Here is a 21,390-nt window from a genome sequence, read left to right as displayed (position 1 = left end):
GTTTGTTTAAATAGGCGATCTTAGGATCGCCGTAGACTGCCGTTTTGGGCGATCTCCGGATCGCCCGTATTGTTAGGGCGTTAATTAGGCTAAGGCTAGGGGAAAGGTGTCGGGCATGGGGTGGTTACAACGGTTACGCATTGATAAGTTTTTATTGGTTCTGATTTTGGTCGTGGTGACGGCATCGATTCTTCCTGCTGAAGGCACCGTGAAGGTTTTCTTTGAATATCTGACAACGGCGGCGATTGCTCTGCTGTTCTTTATGCATGGTGCGAAGCTCTCGCGTGAAGCGATTACCACCGGTATGGGGCACTGGCGTTTGCACCTCGTGGTGTTTGCCAGCACGTTTATTCTGTTCCCGCTGCTGGGAATGGGCATGAGCCTACTGTCGCCAGTGGTGCTGACGCCAACCTTGTATCTTGGCTTCCTCTACCTGTGTGCGCTACCCGCAACGGTACAGTCGGCGATTGCTTATACCTCAATGGCTGGCGGTAACGTGGCGGCGGCGATCTGTAGTGCTTCAGCATCCAGCATTTTAGGCGTGTTCCTCTCACCGATTCTGGTCGGTTTGTTGATGCATACGCAGGGGGGAGAAACGGATACGCTGCATGCTATCGGTTCAATCATCATGCAATTAATGGTGCCTTTCGTTATTGGGCACCTGTCTCGTCCGCTGATTGCCAAGTGGGTCGAGCGTAACCGTAAGCTGATTAATATTACTGACCGGTCATCGATTCTTCTGGTGGTTTATGTCGCCTTCAGCGAAGCGGTCGTGCAGGGGATTTGGGGGCAGATCAACGGGTGGTCATTGCTGGCGGTAGTCGGTTGCTCGATAGTCCTGTTAGCCATTGTGCTGGTGGTGAATACGCTGGTTGCGCGCAAGCTTGGCTTTAACACCGCTGATGAAATAACCATTGTTTTCTGTGGTTCGAAGAAGAGTCTGGCGAACGGGATTCCGATGGCAAATGTGCTGTTCCCCGCCGCGGCTGTTGGTGCGATGGTGCTGCCGCTGATGATCTTCCACCAAATTCAGCTAATGGTGTGCGCCGCGCTAGCACAGCGCTATGCCAAACGGTTAAACAAGGAACAAGAGACACCTCATCAGTAAGACATTATCGATCTCTCGCTATATAAAATAACGCCCTCGACCTCATACAGTTCGGGGGCGTTGTCATTTGTGACTGCTTAGAAACAGATTAAATAATCTATTACAGTGATAGTTTCTAAAGTGTATCACTTTCTCGATCCGTTACGTTATAACAATACCGGCTCATCAAGATTCATTGTCGATAGAGCAGGATGCAGTTGATGATAATTATTATTTGAGATCGAGGGAAATATGTTTAAAAAAACGGTGTTAACTTTAGCGATGTTAGGGACGTTGGCTTCCGCATCTGTGCAGGCCGCTCAACATATGGAGTGTGTAAAAACCAGTCAAAAAGAGATTGCATCGTTATTTGACCGTTGGAATACCTCGCTACAAACCGGTGATGCGAAGAAGGTTGCGAAAAACTATGCGTCAGACGCGGTGCTGCTGCCGACGCTGTCCGATAAACCGCGGACGACTGACGCAGAGCGCATTGATTACTTTGAACATTTTTTGGCAAAAAAACCAGTTGGTAAGATTGACACTAGCACAATACGGATCGGTTGTAATAAGGCTGTTGATACCGGAACGTACACTTTCACATTCGGTGATGGTAGCGTAGCCAAAGCACGCTATACCTATACTTACGCTTGGAACGGCAAACAATGGTTGATTACCACGCATCATTCCTCAGCGAATCCGAGTAGTTGATCTCTGTAGCTTATCTGTAACAAATTCGCATCAAGCGGCTAACGAGAGTTAGCCGTTTTGGTGTGTCAGGCAGAAATGACTACAGGACGTCACGGTGATTAGGCAGAAGCCCGCTTACGCAGAACCTTTTCACGCAATTGTTGTTTTTCCTGCTCGCTGATAAATGCGATGTTCAGGCCGTTTTCCTGTGCTTTACGCGTTTCTACCGCCGTCAGGCCGGCAGGGGGAGCTGCGACCTCATATTCGTGGCGAATCTCAATGCCTTGAACCGCTGGGTCGTCTGTGTTGATGGTGGCTGGAATGCCGTAACGTAGGAAGTGGATCAACGGATGTTTATCCAGTGATTCCACCGTGCTGGTTTGAATGTTAGACGTCAGGCAGGATTCAATACCGATTCCATTCTCTGCCATGTACGTCATCAGGCGAGGATCGATAATGGCAGTTACGCCGTGCCCGATGCGCTCGGCGCCCAGATGATTAATCGCCTGCCAAATACTTTCTGGCCCAGCCGCTTCACCCGCGTGAACGGTGATGTGCCAGCCGGCATCGCGCGCTTGTTGGAAATGAGAGGTAAACTGCGCGCCAGGGTGGCCGAGTTCATCACCCGCCAGATCGAGCGCCACGATGCGATCGCGTTGTGACAGCAGGGCATCGAGCTCTTGCTGGCAGGCCTCGGTACCGAATGTCCGACTCATGATGCCAATCAGACGAATATCGGTATCGAAATCACGGCTGCCTGCCGTAATACCGTCGATCACCGCCTCAACAACGCCAGCAATCGGTAACTTATGATTCATCGCCATATAGTAGGGAGAGAAGCGCAACTCGGCGTAATCCAGCCCAGCTTTCATGGCATCTTCAACATTCTCGTAAGCGACGCGGCGACAGGCGTCCAGTGAACCGAGAACGGCGACACCCCAGTCGAGTTTTTGTAAAAAACTCAGTAGATCAGGTTCATTTTGGGTGACCTGAACGTGAGGGCGGAGTGCGTCAAGATCGCTGGCAGGTAATGCAATATTGTACTGGCGTCCTAGATCCAGAATGCTCTGGGCGCGGATATTGCCATCCAAGTGTCGGTGGATGTCCGTCAACGGCAGGTGTAAATCAATCATAATGTTATTGTCTGATTACTGTTTTTCATACGACAAAGTATAAAAAGAAATCGTGGTAAATAGCTAATTGTTACCGATAAAATTCAAGCGTTCTGGACAATCGTTGAGCAAAAACAATCTGTTATTGGTTTTCTTGCTCAATTTCAGGTGCGTTTAACTTAGGGATAACCCGGATATACATGAGTTCACTGAGTAATTCGACTAAGGTTTGGCTGACGATCACGGCTGGCAGTAACGGTAGCGCGCCCGGTATTGCCAAGGCCAGCGGTAGAATAACCAGAGAATTACGTGTGCTGGCGCTAAAGGCCACGGCTCGTCCGCTAGAGGAATTCAATCGAAACGCACGGCTAGTTAACCAGCCAAGCAGCGGTGCCAGCAGCGCGAAGAGCAGGTAAAACGGTACCGCGAGTAAAACGGATTCCCAAGTAGCACGCAACTGCGGAATGACTGCTGCCACCACGATAAATAACACCAGCGCCGTAGCGGGAACCGGCAGATAGCCCAATGCGTCCGAAAATGTCGCCATAATACGCTGCCGCGCCGCTAGCCATTGAAGAAGCGCTGCCAGCGCTAAAGGTATGGCGATGAGCCAGATAAATGCGTCGATAAAGGGCGCGAAAACGATGAGTCCGGCGGCATCGTGGCCGAGAAATAGCGTCAGGTAAAAGGGCAACGCCAGCATTTGTAGCATCAGTAATATAGGCGTTGCGGCCAGCAGGCGTCCGGCATCGGCGCGTCCCAGATGCGCAAATGTCACCACGTAATCAATACACGGTGCGAGTAACACCAATATGATGCCTAGCTTCACCAGAGGTTCGGCGGGGAGGAAGGGTAACAGCGCCGCGACCAGCAAGGGAATCACGATGAAATTGGCAACGAGAAGCGCCCCGATGAATCTGATCTGAGTGAGGCTTTTCCCGATCGTGGTCAGCGGAACCTGCAGAAACGTGACAAACAGCATCAGCGCCAACGCGGGATTAATCACGGCATCTAATCGCTCGGTTCCCGGCAGAACTCTGGCTGTTGCCGCTGCCGCTACTACAGCAAAAAAGTAGATCGCGGCCTGATGCGTTTCCATAAAAGGTTTCAGCGCGGACATGACGTTATCTCAATATCAAGCAGAAGATTTAGGGCAGAAAAAACGGTGGCAGCAAGTGCGACCACCGTGTGTTTTAGAGCGTTATATTACCGGGTGCTGGATTATTGCGCCGGTGGTGTGATCGGCTCTTGTGGTGCACCAGGCTGGGATTCGTCACCTTCTTCCGTTGGAACGGAGAAGTAAGGTGCGATGAAATCGGCCAGTGCTATCTTGTTACCGTTGAAGTCAATTTGACCATCAGCGTAGAGCAGTGAGCTGGTAATCGCATTCTCCTTAGTCACACTCATCTGGTTCATTTGACCAATGTCCGCCATCATCTTAGCTTGCTGCTGCGCCATTTCTGTCGCCTGCTTTTGCTCTTCATCGTTAGCTGGTTTCGGCCCCGCCTGCACCATTAATTCTGCCAGCATATCCAGCGGTACGTTGAGTTTGGCATCGAGCTTTTTGACCGATTGACGAATGATTTTTTCTTCATCCGATACTGTAGCGTCAGCGGCTTTATCCGTGCTCTGTAATGGGTCAGTTAAATCCAACGCCAAGGTGAACGTGCCTTCGCCTTTGCTGTTTTTCCAACTGATCGGGGAGATAGCAATGCTCGGGTTGCCTTTCAGCAGTTGTGGCAGGTATTGCAGAATAGACATAGCGACTTCGTGCTGATAGACGTCGGGGTTCATAGCACTCGGATCTTGCAACAGTTTCTGCACTTTTGCCTGATAGGCGGTGAGGAACTGCTTGGTACCCGCGCCGTCAAGCTGTGAAATAGACATGCTCACGTTACCTGAGCCCAGATTGCGGTCGCCGATAACTAAGGAGCCCAGCGTAATGGCCATTTTGCCCGCCAGATTTTTATCATCTTCCGTTGCGCTACTTTGCAGAGAGAAGTCGTTCAAGGTAACGGGATCGCCGCCTTCTACGGTAAACGTCATCGTTTTAAGAGATAGGGCTCCATCGCCTAAATCAATATCGAATTTGCCTTTTTGATTGGTCCCTTTGATGGCGAAATCGGTGACATCGACGTTCTCGGTTTGACCCCAGGCGTTTTTCCTTTCCATCTTCACGCTGCTGATGGTGGTGTCCAGCTTGCTGCTGCGCAGATCGTGCCCGATATCCAACAGTGCTTCTGCGCCGCTGAAGGAGAATTTCTGTTCTGGCGTCTGATAGTCGATCGGCACTAGCGTAATGAGTGACTGTGTATCACCGCTGTAAGCAACGCGGGTTTCGGCCGTGAAGAACGGTTTGTCTTTGGTCAGCTCAAACCAGGCTTTGACTGCCGGGGTGTTGGCCAACTCGGTATGAACAGAGGCCATCGACGGCGCGAGATTGAATTTCTTTAGCTGTGCTAGCGGGAACGGCCCGTGAGAGACAGTTTCATTGAAGACGAGCTCTTCACCCGGCGCAAGGAACTGTGTCCCTTTTGCAGTGCCATCGGTCTGTAAAACATAGGCCAGCGTGCTGCTGAATATTCCGCCTTGATAATCTCGATAGACCACTTTTAACCCAGCGTTCGGGTAAGCTTGTTTGATCTTAGTGTTCAGCGTATCGGTAAAACCATCAATTTGCTGAGCCACCTGTTTGCCGGTGTACCAGGATGCGCCGGTCCAGATGGCGCCCAGAGCAACAATAACGCCTACGGCGACTAACGACTTCTTCATTTTTATTCATCCTTTAGTAAAAAAATGCGCGTTTTCAACGCGAAACGCGGGTAACTCTCAACGTAATGCGCAGGTAACTTTCAACGCAATACGCGGGTAACACAGCGTATGGAACGAGTTATCGGTTAAATACGCGAGCGAGACGCCCCTGTCCCTCAACCGTTATCGGTGATTCATTGGCAGAAATAAAGCAGGATTCTCCTGGGCGTAGCGAGAGCCGCTGCTCATTTTTTTGCAAGATGGCATGGCCGTCAACGCAAAATACAATGGCAGCACTGTCTTGGCTGAGCGTTTGTGGGCTCTGGCTCAGTTCGTGCAGTGAAAAAGCAAAATCATCAACAGGAATGGGGAAGCTGAGTTCATTACCCTGTCGGTGTGGCGTAGTCAGTAATTGGTTTGCGGGTTTGCCTTCAAACACGACATTTTCCAGCAACTCTGGAATATCAATGTATTTCGGCGTTAACCCTGCACGCAGCACGTTATCCGAGTTAGCCATGACTTCTAATGCCACGCCTTTTAGATAAGCATGCGGCGTTTGAGCAAATAGGAACATGGCTTCGCCGGGTTGAAGTGTAATAACGTTCAGCAACAGTGGGGAAAACAACCCGCTGTCATCGGCATAGTCGTGTGTAATCGCGCGAATGGTGGCCCACGGCTCGTCATTTTGACTATTTAGCGCGGCCTTCAACACGCCGAGTGCACGGGATTTTTGCTCACCGTCCATGCTCAGCAGATTAGTGAACAGCATGGCGAGATTCTTTGCGTCGGGCTGTTGTAAAAACGCGGCGATTGACGGGTGCGCACTGGCAATCGGCTCTAGCAGGTGCACAATTTCAGATAATTCTCGGAACCCGTTCATGGCCTGAAAGGGCGTTAACGCGTAGACCAATTCTGGTTTGTGATTGGCGTCTTTGTAGTTTCTTTCGGCAGCATCCAGCGCGATACCTGCGGCATTCTCTTTCGCAAAGCCTTGTTCTGCCGATGATTTACTTGGATGAACCTGAATAGAAAGAGGCTGTTCTGCACACAATACTTTAAACAAAAAAGGTAATTCGCCAAAACGTTGCGCGATCGTTGCGCCAAGATGGGCCGTCGCGTCTTCAGCAATCATCTCACGCAGGCTGCGAGTGTTGCCTTTTTCATCAATAATCGCCGAACTACTTTTAGGATGGGCCCCCATCCAAAGTTCCGCCATTGGTAAATCATTAGGGTTATCAATGCCATAAAGCTCAGTTAACGCGTGTTTGCTGCCCCAGGCGTAGTGCTGGACGCAATTGAGCATTTTTTGCATGTCGGCTCCCTGCTATTACATTAATTGTTAGTTTCTGTGATGCTGGCTGTTAACTACTTGAATGATTATGAATACACTGCATCTTCTTCGCTTCATGGTAATGTTTTATGTAGCGCGATGCCAGACCGTGTTAGTAGACACAATAAGTGTGATAGGCCAGTCAGTGTTATCAGAATAGGCCCAGCGATGTGATTCGATGTCTTCTATTATTTGAATCTGTGTTTTAAGGAGGAAAGGTAATGAGCACGACGCGTAGTGAAAAAGACTCAATGGGGCCAATCGATGTTCCTGCTGAACGTTTATGGGGTGCGCAAACACAACGCTCACTGGAACATTTCCGTATTTCTGAAGAAAAAATGCCTCGTGCGCTGATTTATGCGCTGGCGCAAACCAAGCGTGCGGCGGCTCGCGTCAATATGGATCTCACACTTCTGCCTGCTGATCGGGGAAATGCGATTATTCAGGCAGCGGACGAAGTGTTGGCTGGTCAGCATGCCGAAGAATTCCCGTTAGCGATCTGGCAGACGGGGTCTGGCACGCAAAGTAATATGAATATGAATGAGGTGTTGGCTAACCGCGCCAGTGAACTGCTGGGTGGAGAGCGGGGCAACAATCGACGGGTTCATCCCAATGATGATGTTAACAAAAGTCAGAGTTCTAATGACGTATTCCCAACGGCTATGCATGTTGCGGCCGTGGTTGCGATCAACGAACACCTGATTCCTGAATTGAAGGCATTGCATGCCACTCTGGCGTCGAAAGCTGAGCAGTTTAAAGACATCGTCAAGATTGGCCGTACGCATTTACAGGACGCGACGCCGCTTACGCTGGGGCAGGAAATTTCCGGCTGGGCCGCGATGTTGCAGCACAATTTGAAGCACATCGAAAACAGCGTACCGCATATTTGCGAATTGGCGCTCGGCGGTACCGCTGTAGGAACGGGATTGAATACGCATCCTGAATATGCGGTGCGTGTGGCAGCGGAACTGGCGCAATTAACCGGTCAACCGTTTGTGACTTCGCCGAATAAATTTGAAGCGCTGGCGACCTGTGATGCGTTGGTTCATGGGCACGGAGCCTTGAAGGGGCTGGCTGCGTCGTTAATGAAGATTGCCAACGATGTGCGCTGGCTAGCATCGGGTCCACGCTGTGGCATCGGCGAACTCAGTATTCCTGAAAATGAACCGGGCAGTTCCATCATGCCAGGCAAGGTCAACCCGACTCAGTGTGAAGCGCTGACAATGCTGTGTTGCCAGGTGATGGGCAATGACGTTGCCGTGAATATCGGTGGTGCTTCCGGTAACTTTGAGCTAAACGTGTACCGCCCAATGGTGATTCATAACTTCCTGCAATCGATTCGCCTGTTGGCTGACGGCATGAAGAGCTTTGATGAACACTGTGCGGTGGGGATTGAGCCGAATCACGATCGCATCACTCAACTGCTGAACGAATCGCTGATGCTGGTGACCGCGCTGAACACGCATATCGGCTATGACAAAGCGGCTGAAATTGCCAAAAAAGCGCATAAAGAAGGGCTGACGCTGAAGGCGTCCGCACTCAAACTGAACTACCTCACTGAAGCACAGTTTGATGAGTGGGTTCGACCGGAAGATATGGTCGGTAGCCTGAAAAAGTAATGGCGCTGTAGTCAGCGTTTTATCACGTAGCCTGCCGATATCTATCCGCAGGCTTTTTCTTTTTTATTCTGGTGCGTCGGTATACAGATGCAAACGCGGGATGAGCAGGCGAAGTTCGGCGGCTTTCGGTTTGTGCTTATGTTTGATGTTGTGGGCGTCATAAGGATTAAGTTCGCCGATGATCGGCACATCGCCCCCAGATTCTTGCTGACAAAGCACGAGTAGGGGAGACGGGCAGGGATGTTGCACTTGTTTTTGCTGCTCGGCATACCACACGCGTGCGATGGGCTGCACTTTCACCTGACGTTTGATCTTCAAGACAGCGTCTTCCGGTAACTGCAATACGGCATCCATCTCTTGTTCCACATGCTCAATCCATTGCGCTTTGGTATACGGCACCGTATGTTTTGCGGCGTTCAGGCTTTTGGTCAATTTCTCCAGCAATTCTCCACGTGTCATGTTTTTGATGATGTGTTTATTCGCCCAACCAAACCGGACTGACGCTGGGTTGGTTATAAGCGTCAACGAACGGTAAGCACTGAGCGTGATCAGTCCTTTCAGATGCGAGTGGACGAACTCAAAGCGCTGTTCCGGCTCTAGCCCAGATTCGATGGTAATAATCTGCTCTAGCTCTTTTTTCAACGCATTAATTTCCGCAATAAGCGAGTGTGCCTGCTGATATTGTGCCGTATTTACCGCAAAGCAGAGAGCGCCCGGCAAGCGAATCGCGCTTTTACTGCTGAGTGTTTCCGGATAGTGGTGAATGAACAGACGCTGAAAATGCGCTAGCCCTTTATCACGAGCCTCCTGGCCAACGTACTGGGTGACGGCGATGTGCTCAATCGGATCATGCTCCGTTCCTTTTTCCACAGGGGGAAGGGAGTAGACGCGACCCGCCAGCAGTCGATACGTTGAAAACAGCTGCTGCATCACGGCAAGCTTGGTTTCTAACGTCTGAAAACAGAGGTTCATGCGCTCGATTAGCTGGTAGCGATTCATCTATAAAGCCAATTTAGTTACAACATACTTATGTTTATACTCATAAACACACGCTTCGGCAATTGCGATTATCATTATTTTCAAACAGGGCTGGTGGGGAATAGAGCGAGAGTGGGTAGGAACAACACGGAGTTTACCCTGACTCAGGTAAACTCCAGTAAGAAAAGAGATTAAAGACGGTGTTTTAGTATCAGGCTAACAACCAGCGCGAGAAGTAAGAGCGCCGCAAGGAACAAAGTGATCCCCATCCAGCCGAATGAATGCCAGAAGAATCCCCCTAGCGTACCCGCCAGGCTTGATCCCAGATAGTAAGAAAAGAGATACATGGACGAAGCCTGACCTTTCGCGCGACGCGCCCGTTGCCCAATCCAACTGCTAGCCACCGAATGGGCGGCGAAAAAGCCAGCGGTAAAGAGCATCATCCCACCAAAAACAACGAATAGCGGACTCAAAGCCGTCAATCCCAGTCCCGTTAGCATCAGAAGGATAGAAATACTCAGCACCGGGCCACGTCCGTAGCGGGACGTTAACGCCCCAGCTTTTGGCGAACTGTAACTTCCGGTGAGATAGACCACGGAAAGTAAGCCAACCACCGCCTGACTGAGTAAATACGGTGGCGCCAACAGCCGATACCCGATGTAGTTAAACAGGGTAACGAACGCGCCCATCAGCAAAAAACCCTCAAGGAACAGCAGCGGCAGTCCTGCATCGCGCCAGTGCAGTTTGCTATTCAGCAGTAGCGTTTTCGGACGCAGTGAACCGGGGCGAAAATGGCGTGATTCCGGCAGAATTCGCCAGAACGTTATCGCCGCGATGAGCGCCAGTACGCCGATGACACCGATAGCAACCCGCCACGGAAAATAGTCCGTTAACACGCCGCTAACCAAACGTCCGCTCATCCCACCAATCGAGTTACCGCTGATATATAACCCCATCGAAAATGCCAACACGCTGGGGTGAATTTCTTCACTTAGGTAACTCATGGCGACTGCCGCGACGCCACTTAGCGATAGACCAATCATCGCCCGCATAATCAATATACCGTTCCAACTGGTCATAAACGCACAAATTACGGTACAGATTGCAGCCAGCATCAGCGACACGACCATCACATTTTTACGACCAATCGTGTCGGAGAGCGGGCCGGTGAACAGCAGCCCAAAAGCCAGCATCACCGTTGAGACGGAAAGCGACAAACTGCTGGTTGCTGGCGAAATACCAAAATCCTGAGATAACACCGGCAACAGCGGTTGCACACAATACAGTAAGGCGAACGTTGCTAATCCAGCAGAAAATAGCGCCAGCGTGACGCGCATAAATTGTGGCGTACCACGGGTGATATAGGGTGTTTTACCGGAAAATTTCGGGACAGTATCTTCCGCAGCGTCGGCCGTAGAAATAGGCCAGTCGTTCGGTGCAGAAGATGGCAGGTTACTCACAATAATTCCTTAGCGGGAAAGATAAATCAGACGTAAAACAACAATAAGACGATCATAGAAGAGTGATATTATTTTGTATAATATATTAATAATCATGATTGATACTTTTAAAATATGAATATCGAACTACGTCACCTTCGCTACTTTATTGCGGTCGCCGAAGAGCTGCATTTCGGTCGAGCCGCGGAAAGATTACGGATTTCTCAGCCGCCACTGAGCCAACAGATTCAGATTCTGGAAGAGCAGGTGGGAGCAAAACTTTTAGCGCGCAACAACCGGAATGTTCAGCTCACGCCAGCAGGCGAGATGTTCCTGAAAGAAGCCTGGTCGATCATCAGCCAGGTTGATCAGGCGGCGGAGCGGGCGTCTCGCATTCAACGCGGTGAGATTGGGGAATTAACGATCGGCTTTACGTCGTCCGCGCCGTTTATCAAAAAGATCTCTAGCAGCCTGCTGCGTTTTCGCCAAACGTACCCAGAAGTGCATATTCAAATGATGGAGCTCAACACCAAGCAGCAAATTGAACCGCTGCTGAATGGTAAACTCGATATCGGTATTATGCGCAATAATCCGTTACCAGACGCGCTGGATCATCAACTGCTACTACGTGAACCGCTGATTGCCGTGGTGCAAGAATCCCATCCTTTAGCGCAGCAGGCCGCAGGGCGAGCAATCAACATCACACAGTTGGCAAATGAGCCGTTCGTTTTCTTCTCCCGCGCGGTTGGAACCGCACTGTATGACGATACGCTGACGCTGTTGAAACGCTATGGCATCAGCCCTTACATCACGCAAGAGGTGGGTGAGGCGATGACCATCGTTGGGCTGGTATCAGCGGGATTGGGCGTGTCCATTTTGCCTGCGTCGTTTTTGCGTATTCGGGTTGATGGCGTGAAATATTTGCTGCTGGAAGAAGAGGACGCCACAACGGAGGTTTGGCTGGTTACGGCGCGACATCACCCGCAAAGTGCAGCGGCTAACATGCTGATGTCGCTGATGTTGGCCGGATAATAGTTAAAATATGCGCGCTAAATCACATAACGAATCAAATATTTGACGAGTTTAGTGAAAAGCCCCACCATACCCGCAGTTTTTTTATTTTGCAGCGTGAAAAATAGTCATGCCGCAATAATAAAGATAAATTTTTCAACAGCAGTGCCAGTTATGCCCTAAATAATTCGGGTTGTAGCCAACGCATAGGCAGCTTGAAATATGATGGGTATATAATGCGTAGGAGCCAGGTTTGTGATTGCCGACGGTCAACCAGGACACATCGATCAAATCAAACAAATTAATGCCGGTGCAGTTTATCGGCTGATCGATAAGTACGGCCCGATATCACGTATCGAACTGTCCAAACGCGCTCAGCTCGCGCCCGCCAGTATAACCAAAATCGTTCGCGAACTGCTGGAAGCTCATCTGGTACAGGAAACTGAATATCAGGATGTCGGCAGCAGAGGGCGTCCCGCTATCGGCCTGATTCTAGATACCCAAGCCTGGCACTACCTTTCTGCACGCATCAGCCACAATACCCTGTTATTGGCGCTGCGCGATCTCAGCAGTAAGCTGGTTGTGGAAGAAGAGATCCCGCTTCCCGCAGAAGCCCCGCAGCCGTTGCTTGACCGTATTCTGAATGAAATCGACCAGTTTTTTATTCGTCACCAAAAACGGCTGGAGCGATTAACAGCAATCGCAATTACTGCGCCAGGTATGATTGATGCCAGCAAGGGCATTATTCATCGGATGCCGTTTTATGACGTTGAGGAAATGCCGATTGGCCCCGCACTGGCACAGCGCACAGGGCTGCCGGTGTATTTGCAGCACGACATCTGCGCCTGGACGATGGCCGAAGCGTTATACGGTGCCTCACGCGATTGTCAAAATGTGATTCAGGTGGTGATCGACCATAACGTCGGTGCGGGCGTGATTACCGGAGGACGCATTCTGCACGCTGGTAGCCGGAATCTGGTCGAGATCGGGCACACACAGGTCGATCCTTATGGCAAGCGTTGCTACTGCGGCAATCACGGCTGTCTGGAAACCGTCGCCAGCACGGAAAACATGCTGGAGTTGGCGCAGCAACGCATGAATACGTCCATGAGTTCGCTTTTGCACGGTTCACCACTCAGCGTGGAAAGCCTGTGTGACGCTGCACTCAAGGGCGATCAGTTAGCCAAAGATATCATTAATGATGTCGGTAATAACGTGGGTCGAATTGTCGCCATCATGGTGAACCTCTTCAATCCCGATAAAATTCTGGTCGGTTCCCCTCTGAATAAAGCGGCCAGTATTTTACATCCCGCCATTTTAGGCTGCATTCAACAGCAATCATTCCCACCCTACAGCCACAATATCCAGGTAGAAGCGACCCAATTCTACAATCAGGGCACAATGCCCGGTGCCGCACTGGTAAAAGACTCGCTCTACAACGGCTCACTGCTGGTTAAATTGTTGCAGGGATAGCCATAAAGACGTAGAGCAACAAAACATTGCGCTAACGCAAACCGCCCGAATGAGGCATAGCCTAGACTTTCACGCTTGGAAAGCATTTTAGCTGTGCTTGTTTTTTGGTATTCAGGTGGTCTGGAGTTATCCCATGTTGAAACGTATTTTTGTCACTGGTACTGATACCGCCGTTGGCAAAACAGTGGTATCCAAGGCGCTACTGCAAAAACTGGCGCTGGCAGGCAAATCGGTTGCAGGCTACAAACCGATAGCAAAAGGGTGCGAAGAGACGGAAGCGGGCCTGCGTAATAAAGATGCACTGCTGCTACAAGCGGCCTCCACGCTGGAACTGCCCTATAACATGGTTAACCCTATCGCACTGCGAGAAGATGAAATCAGCGCCAGTGAAGGCACCATTGATTACTGTGCGATGACGCAAGGCCTGCGCCACATGAGCGAGGTGGCTGACATCGTAGTGGTTGAAGGCACCGGTGGATGGCGGACCATCATGAACGATCTGCGGCCGTATTCCGAATGGGTGGTACAGGAACAGCTGCCTGTCGTGCTGGTTGTTGGCATCAAGCTGGGTTGTATCAGCCATGCACTGCTGACAGCGCAGGCGATCATCAACGATGGTTTACCGCTGGTTGGCTGGGCGGCTAACCGTATTAACCCCGGACTGGCAAATTACGCAGAAATTATTAACGTTCTGCGGAAGAAAATCCCGGCACCGCAAATAGGTGAACTGCCTTATTTACCGCGTGCCGAACAGCGGGACCTCTCGTCTTATATCGATCTTTCTGCCGTCAGCTATTAATTTCGGTTGTCCTCTATTCCCGCATCTCTGCGGGAATAAATTTTCTCCGCCACGCCACCTGTTATACTCACAGGCAGTTTTTCTTCTTATCCTGAAAATATAATGAAAACAGAGAATAACCAGAAACAAACACCTGTTCCACATCGCCATTGGATTCTAATCGCCTGTATGTTGGCCATGTTTACGGCGGCGATTGAAGTGACAATTGTCGCCACAGCGCTACCTACTATCATCGCGGATTTAGGTGGATTCTCCCTATTGGGTTGGGTCTTTGCGGGTTATTTACTGACACAGTCGATCAGCATCCCGATTTATGGCCGATTGGCCGATCTGTATGGTCGTAAGAAGATTTTCTTCTTCGGCATGGTGGTATTCCTGCTGGGATCGATTCTGTGCGGATTCTCGACGCAGATGGGTTGGCTGATTGTCTTCCGCACCTTGCAGGGGTTGGGTGCTGGGGCGATTACACCGATTGCGTTCACCATTGTTGCCGATGTGTACAGTTCAACCGAACGCCCGAAAATACAGGGCTATTTGTCCAGCGTGTGGGGCGTTTCCGCCATTATCGGCCCGTTGTTGGGGGCGTTTATTGTGCAACACTTCAACTGGGCGCTGGTCTTCTGGGTCAATGTACCGATTGGGCTATTTTCTATCTTCCTGCTGGCCCGCTATCTGCCGACGATCAATGCCGTTCGTCAGCACCAGTTGGACTGGACGGGGGCGTTCTATCTGGTGGTGTCCGTTGCCAGTTTGCTAATGGCACTGCTACAGGCTGAGGTATTTGGCTATTGGGTGATTCCGTTGCTTGCGCTCTCCGTCGTGGGCGGCATTCTGCTGGTTCGACAAGAAAAGCGTACACAGGAGCCGCTGTTTCCGCTGGTGTTGTGGCGTAATCGGGTCATTATCGCCGGTAATCTCGGCGGATTAGTCGTCGGTGCAGCGATGATGGGCGTGAGCGCCTTTTTGCCGACGTTTATTCAGGGCGTGATGGGGAGAACCCCATTGGAAGCTGGCAGTATATTGGCGATGATGTCGATTGGCTGGCCGCTGGCAAGTACGCTGAGCGGGCGGTTAATGCTGTGGACGTCTTACCGGTTTACGGCGATGTGCGGCGGTATTGTACTGATTATCGGCAGCCTGACATTGTTAACGGTTCAACCGGACAGCAATCTTATGTGGGCGCGGCTAGCCGCATTTTTGATCGGTTCGGGAATGGGGCTGAGCAGCACCACGTTTCTGGTATCGATACAAAACTCGGTGGACTACTCCATTCGTGGCATTGCGACAGCCTCCGCCATGTTTACCCGAATGCTGGGTTCTGCGCTGGGAACGGCAATTCTTGGCGCCACGTTGAACATCAATCTGCACTGGCGATTACCGGAAGTGAGCGATCCGCTCCAGACGCTCATGGATCCGGCCAAGCGCATCCTGCTGAGCGTAAATCAGCTCGATACGATGGCATCGCAGGTCGCGTCGTCAATCCACGGCGTATTTATCGTTTCTGCACTCATCGCGGCAATCACACTGTTTTCCGCCAGAATGATCCCCGCGAGCCAACGCCCAGGACAGACGTAAGCCAGACAGAAATAACAGCAAAAGAAAAGGCGCGAAAGCGCCTTTTGAACATCCAGAGGAGGAGATTATGGTGTTGTTGTCGGTTGGCCTTCTGCTGGCGCAGGTGCGTTTTCAGCATTAGCTTCACCATCGGCATGACGGGTGTAAACAATCTTGTGTGAATCACTCTCGCAGTGACCAACCACCTGACCACCGGCCTGATTCACCTGGTCGTTCGGTACAATATCCAGCGTAAAACCGGATTCTGGCACACCATTGGCGATGATTTTCTGGGTAATATCGGCTTTCACACTCTCGCAAGACGCCTGTGCGGCCAACGGCGCAACCAGGAATAACGCAGCACCAAAAATGACGGTCTTTTTCATCTTTTGATCCTTTTCTCTGAAAAAAGTCTCTTTGAGTATATCAAACGATGAAGATAACGCGAAAAAGCAGCGGAATCAGGCCGTCAATGACGGCCCGTATAGACTTAAACACAGGGGCCAGTGGCACAACCGTACATCATAAACAGCGGAAAAAGGATAACGGCCGGAATCATGAGAGGAGCAAGCAGTACTTCTTTACCCGAGTTATCGCTGCTATTGATTACAACGGGGATTGGCTGCGGCAAGCGTCCATTGTCTGTCGGGCTGACCAGCGAACCTTCTTTCTTACTGAACGTGCCTTTTGCGCTAAACGTGACTTCGCCTTTTCCCATCGTCGTGGGAATTTGGGCTGCGTAGAGCTCGCGTAAATCGACTTCCTGCTCCTTGGTTAGTCGGCGAGTATCAATCATGTTTTTATAGCTCGCATAGACTTGACCATTATTATGGAGAGAAAAATCGACCCTTACACCCATGATGATGTCTTTATAATCGCGATAAAACGCGTAATAGTCCTGATACTCCTTTTGCGTTCTTGCGTCGGGGAATGTGTAAACGTAGGTATTGGACTCAGCGATAAGCGTCCCGTTGTTATTGGCAATATGCGTGATGTTGTCTGTTTCTGGATACGTGCTTGCGCATGAACTGACCAACAAGCACATGATCAGCAGACCCCACAGCTTGATGTGAAAAGAGCGTGAAAATAGCCGTGCTAAATCCATATTCATCCTGATGCACTCCATTTGGGATAAAAACGTGTGTTGCTACGGTATAGCGATAATCATTGAATGTTACGGTGACGTCATCTTCGAATGCAGGCTAATGCGCTGCAATACGAAGATAAAAGGGGAAACCCACGCCAGAAGGCGTGGGTAAAGAATTATGGATTAACTGGACGACCGGTGCGACGATCGAGGCAGCGATCGGTTGTGTTTTCCCAGTAAGCATTGACGTTATAGCTTGCGTTACATTTCTCACGCCCATCAATGGATTTTTCAGTTTTATCGAATTCTTTCTCAACGCGGTTATTAACTTTATTACGCAGCGAGCGGGTTGAATCCCATTGCTCTTTGCTTTGACGCGCCGCTTCTTTCGACAACGCGCTGTCGCCAGAGTCGACAATGATATGGCGCGTATCAGCCAGTGCGGCAGGCTGCCAGGCAGCAGAAGCGATAACCAGAGAAAGCGGGATGAAGGCCCGAATCAAAGAGGAAAAGGAGTAGTGGTTCATGTTTCACCTTGACAGAACGAATGATAAAAACAAACGCCGATGCCGTAAAACGATAACAAGCGCACGGCAAGCGATAGACAACAAAAGGCGACCGCCGTTCCCTGTAACCTTCGCGCTTCGTGCAAAACGAAAGGTTGCCTATAAGGATAAGTATACATCCTTCGCTTCAACGGCACTATAACCGTGCAACATCGGGTTAAATGCTGTTTGTGACGCCATAGAAAAGGGCATGAAACCACGTTCACACCCTTAATTCTCGTCCTGTCGGCGATTATCAGCCTTCGCGATGTACGCTTAACCCTGCAAAAGATTGGCTAACTGGCATCATTTCCAGCGTGTTGATGTTGACGTGTGCTGGCAGGGTAGCAACCCAGAAAACGGCTTCAGATACATCTTCAGCGGTCAGCGGCGTCGTGTTGTCGTAGGTTTTACTGACTTTGTCGTCGTTACCCTTGAAACGCACGGCTGAGAACTCAGTTCCACCGACCAGACCCGGTTCGATATTCGTCACACGGATTCGGGTTCCAGACAGATCGGCGCGTAATCCCAAGCTAAACTGCTGCACGAACGCTTTGCTGGCGCCGTATACGTTACCGCCTGCGTATGGCCAATTTCCTGCGGTAGAACCGATGTTAATAACATGACCGATATTGCGCTCTACCATGTCAGGTAGCAGCGCGCGCGTCATAAACACCAAGCCTTTGTTATTGGTATCGATCATATTTTCCCAATCGTCTACCGATGCCTTATGTGCAGGCTCCAGGCCTAGCGCCAGTCCAGCGTTATTCACCAGCACATCAATCGCCCGCCATTCGGCAGGCAGAGAGGCAACGGCCTGCTCAATCGCCTGACGATCGCGCACGTCTAATTTCAGCGGATATAACGCATCACCCAGCTCAGCCTTCAGCGCATCCAGACGTTCCTGACGGCGGCCCGTCGCGATCACTTTATGGCCCGCGCTAATAAATTTACGGGTAATTGACTCACCAAACCCAGCTGTTGCACCGGTAACAAAAATAATCATGCTTTTTTCTCCCTGACCGTTTTCATATTCTGTTTGTGCCTGATATCGATATAAATAATGAAAGGCATGAGATCATTTAGCCGCGCAATTCCCCGTGGGTCAAGCGTTACTCCGGTTTCAACGATACGGTTCAGGAATAATTGCCCCTCAGGAAGAGGGGCGGATATCGCGCCATAACAGTGCGACAAGACAGGTATAACGGATAATTAAATCCAGTTCTTGTTACGGAATTCTCGCATGGTATCCGCGACCCACTGCATTTCCTGCGGTGTGCCTAGTGAGATACGGCACCAGTTATCCGCCGGAGGAAACGCACGGCCTATCAGCACACCGGTGTCTGCCATATGCTTTTGGTAATCCTTGAGCGGAACGACCAACTGATGGAAAACAAAATTCCCTTCTGACGGCAAGTACGGCAATTTCAGGTCATCTAGCGTCTTCAACAAGATTTGACGCGATACATCATTACTCTTTTTACTGTAGGTAATAAATGCCGCGTCGTTCATGGACGCCAGTGCGGCATCCACGCCGCTAAAGTTAATTTTTTCACCCGCGACATACCGTCCCATCAACGCAATCACGGTGGGATGCGCAACGGCATACCCAACGCGCATACCGGCCATCGCGTGTATTTTTGAGAAGGTTTTGAGCAGAATAATATTCTCTGCGCCTTGAGTAATCATCGGCGAAATAGAGCGAAAACGTGGGTCATTGACGAATTCGGCGTAGGCTTCATCGACGATAAACATCGTATTGGCAGGCTTGCTGACAATCCACGGTTCGATTAAATCCGCAGGCGTAATCGTGCCCGTTGGGTTGTTAGGATTGACCAGATAAACAATGGAAGGGCCACTGTAACCCGCAACGGCCGCTTTTAGCCCTTCAATATCGAACGCCCAGTTGTCGAGCATTTTGACTTTTGTGACTTTCATTCCGGCAATTTTGGCAAAGTGCTCGCCGTCACCGTAGGTTAATTCAGGAATGACCAGTTGCGCATCCAACGATGCGTAGGCTTCAATCGCTGCTCGGATACCCTCGGATGAGCCTGCCGTCAGCAAAATGGAAGGGGCCTCCACCTGATGATGCGCTGCCAGTTTATTGCCAAGCATCAAAATTTCATTCTTTGCGTAGCGGTTGGCTTTCACCACCGCATCACGTGCGGCGGCTTGCGCCTTGGGTGACATCCCCAGTGGATTCTCATTGAAGTTAATACGGATTGGGTTATCGGCCGACGGTGCGGTAAATGCTGCGCTCTCAGGCTGTGTCTCGGCAAACACTCGCGAGCTTAATCCTGTGGTTACCGCAGCTGTCCCCAGCAAGGCGCCAGAAAGTTTTAATAATGCTCTGCGTTTCGGGTTTAACACGTCGCTTTCATTGATTAAAAAATTCATCAAAACACTCTCCTTAGTTACATAATGACAGGAGAGCTAAAGCATAAAGCGCGCCAGTTTTCCCAATCGCTCGATCTCTAATACCTTGTCAAATAGATGAAATAATATTTTCTTACGACAAGTTTTCCCGTATGGCGGGAAATTTCACCTTTTCTTGCGTATCAATTAAAGGTAAAAAAAATTGATTTATTCATCAGGTGATTAAATCAAAGGATCGGTGTTACTTATGCAAGAGATCCATCATGACGCATAAAATGATGCATCATGATGCGCTTGCCCTACGAGATAGCGATTGAGTCACGCTTCCTGATTGTCGGCTTCTACCGCAGCGTACAACCGGTCAAGAATGTCGGGAAAAGCAGACTGCACGCGGTTCCAGCTCGGTACAAACGGTTTATCACCTGGGCTATCGCTGAAGGCATGGCCGGAAAAGGTGATCACATCGGAAAATAACTCCACAGCCGACTCTTCTTTATGGCGGTCAAAACTCAGGCCGTTCATACGGGCATCGTGTTCGAAGGCATCGATCATATCAAGAGCAGTGCGATAGTAGGTCGCACGCAGGACACGGAAAGAATCCGTGGTGATATTCACACCAAGAATTGCTAGCTTGCGATACAGCGCTTTTGTGATATCCGCCGCCATGCGCTGCAATCCTGCGTTCGGATCGTCTTCAGACATCGGCTGATGTTTATGGTCGTAGCGATCCGCGATATCTACCTGACAAATGCGGCGAGTTGCCGTTCCTCTATGGATCTCTGATAGCACACCAATCTCCAGTCCCCAATCGCTTGGAATGCGCAGGTTATTCAGGATTGCGGTGCGCATCGCAAATTCGCCGGAAAGCGGATAACGGTAACTGCGCATGTAATCCAGATAGTCGGAATTACCGTAGACCTTTTGCAGCGATTTCAGTAACGGATAAACCAGTAGGCGTCCCACGCGGCCATTCAGTTTTCCCTCAGCAACGCGGGCGTAATAGCCTTTGCAGAAGTCGTAACTGAAGTGCGGATTCGCCACAGGATAGAGCAGGCGAGCCAACATCGCACGATCATAGGTGACAATGTCACAATCGTGTAAGGCGACACAGGCAGAGCGACGCGATGCCAGCGTGTAACCGACGCAAAACCAGACGTTTCTGCCTTTGCCGGGTTCACGCGGTGCCAGCGATTTTTCTGCCAACTCGTCGCTGAGTGCTTTTAGTCGCGGGCCATCGTTCCACAGAATACGGTGCCGCTGCGGTAGACGAGAGAAAAATTCTCGAGCGTAGAGAAACTGTTCCCGATCGGCGCGATCCAGCCCAATCACAATTTCGCCAAGGTAAGGAACCTGGGATAGCTGCTCGATAATGTGGCTCAGCGCAGGACCTTCCAGCTCAGAATAGAGCGATGGCAAAATCAGTCCCATACTGTTTTGCCCGGAAAATACCTGAAGTTCATACTCCAACTCTTCCGTACTTCTTTGAGTGAGATTGTGAAAATTGGTAATGATTCCATCTTGATAAAATTCGCTCATCAT

The 21,390-nt window shown here is 50.4% G+C and carries 19 protein-coding genes; 7 read left to right on the top strand and 12 right to left on the bottom strand.

What is annotated here, in order from left to right; genetic code table 11:
* Positions 1–115: 115 nt before the first annotated feature.
* Positions 116–1,108, top strand: coding sequence for a bile acid:sodium symporter family protein (locus DUT67_RS10890; protein WP_113627503.1), 993 nt, complete (start codon positions 116–118; stop codon positions 1,106–1,108).
* 231 nt (positions 1,109–1,339) lie between these two features.
* A complete protein-coding gene (locus DUT67_RS10885) occupies positions 1,340–1,798 on the top strand; it encodes an SgcJ/EcaC family oxidoreductase (protein WP_048260121.1) in 459 nt (152 codons plus the stop codon).
* Between the two features lie 98 nt (positions 1,799–1,896).
* On the opposite strand, the gene add is transcribed toward DUT67_RS10885, so the two are convergent.
* The 4 genes from add to manA form a co-directional block, all read right to left on the bottom strand.
* Entirely contained in the window at positions 1,897–2,910 is a 1,014-nt protein-coding gene (gene add / locus DUT67_RS10880) for an adenosine deaminase (RefSeq protein ID WP_113631981.1), read from the bottom strand.
* 121 nt (positions 2,911–3,031) lie between these two features.
* Entirely contained in the window at positions 3,032–4,009 is a 978-nt protein-coding gene (locus DUT67_RS10875) for an arsenic resistance protein (protein WP_113631982.1), read from the bottom strand.
* A gap of 101 nt (positions 4,010–4,110) precedes the next feature.
* Entirely contained in the window at positions 4,111–5,661 is a 1,551-nt protein-coding gene (locus DUT67_RS10870; RefSeq protein WP_113631983.1) for a YdgA family protein, read from the bottom strand.
* A gap of 118 nt (positions 5,662–5,779) precedes the next feature.
* Positions 5,780–6,952 (bottom strand): mannose-6-phosphate isomerase, encoded by a 1,173-nt coding sequence (gene manA, locus DUT67_RS10865; protein WP_113631984.1) that lies wholly within the window; start codon positions 6,950–6,952, stop codon positions 5,780–5,782.
* Between the two features lie 239 nt (positions 6,953–7,191).
* Between manA and fumC the strand changes: the two genes are divergently transcribed.
* Positions 7,192–8,589, top strand: coding sequence for a class II fumarate hydratase (gene fumC, locus DUT67_RS10860; protein ID WP_113631985.1), 1,398 nt, complete (start codon positions 7,192–7,194; stop codon positions 8,587–8,589).
* Between the two features lie 63 nt (positions 8,590–8,652).
* Here fumC and tus read toward each other — a convergent pair whose 3' ends face one another.
* Both tus and DUT67_RS10850 read right to left on the bottom strand, forming a co-directional pair.
* Positions 8,653–9,588 (bottom strand): DNA replication terminus site-binding protein, encoded by a 936-nt coding sequence (gene tus, locus DUT67_RS10855; protein ID WP_113631986.1) that lies wholly within the window; start codon positions 9,586–9,588, stop codon positions 8,653–8,655.
* A 170-nt stretch (positions 9,589–9,758) separates the two neighbouring features.
* Positions 9,759–11,027, bottom strand: a complete 1,269-nt coding sequence (locus tag DUT67_RS10850; protein ID WP_048260109.1) for an MFS transporter — start codon at positions 11,025–11,027, stop codon at positions 9,759–9,761.
* 114 nt (positions 11,028–11,141) lie between these two features.
* Here DUT67_RS10850 and DUT67_RS10845 point away from each other — a divergent pair, with 114 nt between their 5' ends.
* The 4 genes from DUT67_RS10845 (at position 11,142) to DUT67_RS10830 (ending at position 15,864) form a co-directional block, all read left to right on the top strand.
* On the top strand, positions 11,142–12,038 hold the full coding sequence (locus DUT67_RS10845; protein WP_113631987.1) for a LysR family transcriptional regulator: 897 nt from the start codon (positions 11,142–11,144) through the stop codon (positions 12,036–12,038).
* Positions 12,039–12,272: 234 nt separating this feature from the next.
* Entirely contained in the window at positions 12,273–13,490 is a 1,218-nt protein-coding gene (locus tag DUT67_RS10840) for an ROK family transcriptional regulator (protein WP_048260106.1), read from the top strand.
* Positions 13,491–13,623: 133 nt separating this feature from the next.
* Entirely contained in the window at positions 13,624–14,289 is a 666-nt protein-coding gene (gene bioD, locus DUT67_RS10835) for a dethiobiotin synthase (protein ID WP_113631988.1), read from the top strand.
* Positions 14,290–14,391: 102 nt separating this feature from the next.
* Positions 14,392–15,864, top strand: a complete 1,473-nt coding sequence (locus DUT67_RS10830; RefSeq protein ID WP_113631989.1) for an MDR family MFS transporter — start codon at positions 14,392–14,394, stop codon at positions 15,862–15,864.
* Positions 15,865–15,929: 65 nt separating this feature from the next.
* On the opposite strand, the gene DUT67_RS10825 is transcribed toward DUT67_RS10830, so the two are convergent.
* The 6 genes from DUT67_RS10825 to DUT67_RS10800 form a co-directional block, all read right to left on the bottom strand.
* Positions 15,930–16,229 (bottom strand): DUF1161 domain-containing protein, encoded by a 300-nt coding sequence (locus DUT67_RS10825; RefSeq protein WP_113627495.1) that lies wholly within the window; start codon positions 16,227–16,229, stop codon positions 15,930–15,932.
* Between the two features lie 104 nt (positions 16,230–16,333).
* Positions 16,334–16,954: a hypothetical protein gene (locus DUT67_RS10820; RefSeq protein WP_113631990.1), complete on the bottom strand. Its 621-nt coding sequence runs from the start codon at positions 16,952–16,954 to the stop codon at positions 16,334–16,336.
* A gap of 152 nt (positions 16,955–17,106) precedes the next feature.
* Positions 17,107–17,457, bottom strand: coding sequence for a DUF1283 family protein (locus tag DUT67_RS10815; protein ID WP_048260097.1), 351 nt, complete (start codon positions 17,455–17,457; stop codon positions 17,107–17,109).
* A gap of 274 nt (positions 17,458–17,731) precedes the next feature.
* Entirely contained in the window at positions 17,732–18,481 is a 750-nt protein-coding gene (gene ydfG / locus DUT67_RS10810) for a bifunctional NADP-dependent 3-hydroxy acid dehydrogenase/3-hydroxypropionate dehydrogenase YdfG (RefSeq protein ID WP_039291800.1), read from the bottom strand.
* Between the two features lie 206 nt (positions 18,482–18,687).
* Positions 18,688–19,872 (bottom strand): histidinol-phosphate transaminase, encoded by a 1,185-nt coding sequence (locus DUT67_RS10805; RefSeq protein ID WP_113631991.1) that lies wholly within the window; start codon positions 19,870–19,872, stop codon positions 18,688–18,690.
* 297 nt (positions 19,873–20,169) lie between these two features.
* Complete coding sequence (locus DUT67_RS10800) at positions 20,170–21,387, bottom strand: glycosyl transferase (RefSeq protein ID WP_113632011.1); 1,218 nt, start codon at positions 21,385–21,387, stop codon at positions 20,170–20,172.
* Between the last annotated feature and the right edge of the window lie 3 nt (positions 21,388–21,390).

Origin of the sequence: Pectobacterium peruviense, from assembly GCF_003312355.2 — a bacterium.
Taxonomy (GTDB): Bacteria; Pseudomonadota; Gammaproteobacteria; order Enterobacterales; family Enterobacteriaceae; genus Pectobacterium; species Pectobacterium peruviense.
Note: the sequence above shows the minus strand (reverse complement) of the source record. Positions and strands in the feature narration are given on the sequence as shown.

Excerpts from the sequence above, each read along its gene's own strand:
- DUT67_RS10890 (WP_113627503.1), top strand. The coding sequence starts at position 116 with ATGGGGTGGTTACAACGGTTACGCATTGATAAGTTTTTATTGGTTCTG.
- DUT67_RS10885 (WP_048260121.1), top strand. The coding sequence starts at position 1,340 with ATGTTTAAAAAAACGGTGTTAACTTTAGCGATGTTAGGGACGTTGGCT.
- add (WP_113631981.1), bottom strand. The coding sequence starts at position 2,910 with ATGATTGATTTACACCTGCCGTTGACGGACATCCACCGACACTTGGAT.
- DUT67_RS10875 (WP_113631982.1), bottom strand. The coding sequence starts at position 4,009 with ATGTCCGCGCTGAAACCTTTTATGGAAACGCATCAGGCCGCGATCTAC.
- DUT67_RS10870 (WP_113631983.1), bottom strand. The coding sequence starts at position 5,661 with ATGAAGAAGTCGTTAGTCGCCGTAGGCGTTATTGTTGCTCTGGGCGCC.
- manA (WP_113631984.1), bottom strand. The coding sequence starts at position 6,952 with ATGCAAAAAATGCTCAATTGCGTCCAGCACTACGCCTGGGGCAGCAAA.
- fumC (WP_113631985.1), top strand. The coding sequence starts at position 7,192 with ATGAGCACGACGCGTAGTGAAAAAGACTCAATGGGGCCAATCGATGTT.
- tus (WP_113631986.1), bottom strand. The coding sequence starts at position 9,588 with ATGAATCGCTACCAGCTAATCGAGCGCATGAACCTCTGTTTTCAGACG.
- DUT67_RS10845 (WP_113631987.1), top strand. The coding sequence starts at position 11,142 with ATGAATATCGAACTACGTCACCTTCGCTACTTTATTGCGGTCGCCGAA.
- bioD (WP_113631988.1), top strand. The coding sequence starts at position 13,624 with ATGTTGAAACGTATTTTTGTCACTGGTACTGATACCGCCGTTGGCAAA.
- DUT67_RS10830 (WP_113631989.1), top strand. The coding sequence starts at position 14,392 with ATGAAAACAGAGAATAACCAGAAACAAACACCTGTTCCACATCGCCAT.
- DUT67_RS10825 (WP_113627495.1), bottom strand. The coding sequence starts at position 16,229 with ATGAAAAAGACCGTCATTTTTGGTGCTGCGTTATTCCTGGTTGCGCCG.
- DUT67_RS10820 (WP_113631990.1), bottom strand. The coding sequence starts at position 16,954 with ATGAATATGGATTTAGCACGGCTATTTTCACGCTCTTTTCACATCAAG.
- DUT67_RS10815 (WP_048260097.1), bottom strand. The coding sequence starts at position 17,457 with ATGAACCACTACTCCTTTTCCTCTTTGATTCGGGCCTTCATCCCGCTT.
- ydfG (WP_039291800.1), bottom strand. The coding sequence starts at position 18,481 with ATGATTATTTTTGTTACCGGTGCAACAGCTGGGTTTGGTGAGTCAATT.
- DUT67_RS10805 (WP_113631991.1), bottom strand. The coding sequence starts at position 19,872 with ATGAATTTTTTAATCAATGAAAGCGACGTGTTAAACCCGAAACGCAGA.
- DUT67_RS10800 (WP_113632011.1), bottom strand. The coding sequence starts at position 21,387 with ATGAGCGAATTTTATCAAGATGGAATCATTACCAATTTTCACAATCTC.